The sequence below is a fragment of the Fibrivirga algicola genome, assembly GCF_011742925.1.
Classification (GTDB): domain Bacteria; phylum Bacteroidota; class Bacteroidia; order Cytophagales; family Spirosomataceae; genus Fibrella; species Fibrella algicola.
Window position 1 is genome coordinate 1 of sequence record NZ_WAEL01000032.1, and the last position, 696, is coordinate 696.

Annotated in this window: 1 protein-coding gene; it reads right to left on the reverse strand. The window is 57.8% G+C overall.

Annotated features, from left to right (window positions below):
* Positions 1 to 696, reverse strand: a 696-nt coding sequence (locus F7231_RS27070; protein WP_310589402.1) for an SdrD B-like domain-containing protein, incomplete at both ends; no start/stop codon positions are given.

Consider the following 696-nt stretch of genomic DNA (forward strand, 5'->3'; position numbering starts at 1 on the left):
GCCACATCACCCAGATCCTGAATGCCGTTGGCATTCTTGTCTTCGAAAACATAGTCACCCAGGCCTGCTGTTGGCTGGAAGAAGCCAGCGTCCACTGACGTGTTGCTCTCCCCGCTGCTCAGGGTTACCGCCTGAGTCCGGCCTGTGATCGGATCCACATCCGAGTCCAGCCCATCAAAGCCCACGTTGGGCGAAGTAGCCGACAGACCAGTCGGCGTGGTGAAGCCTACGGCGTAGCTGTTGCTCGAGCCAGGGGTCAGCCCTGTGAACGAGTACAGACCGTTGACATCCGTGGTGGTCGTGGCGATAGCCGAACCGTTTTGGTAGAGCGTTACCACTACACCCGGGATGGCCGTGTCACCTGTATTCTGGACACCGTCACGGTTGACATCGTTGAAGACGTAGTCACCCAATGAAGCTGGCTTGAAGAAACCAGCGTCCACCGTGGGGTTGAACTCGTCAGCTGTCAGTGAGTACACACCCGTCAGACCCGTCAGTTTATCCGCATCCGAGTCCAGGGCATCATCGCTGCCCACATTTGCCAGTGTCGGCATGTACCCAGCCGGCTGCCCGAAGCCTACCACGTACTGTGTAGCAGGGGTCAGCCCAGTGAATGAGTATAGACCAGATGCATTCGTTGTCGTGGTAGCAATAGCCGAGCCGTTGGTGTAGAGGGTCACCACTACACCTGGGATG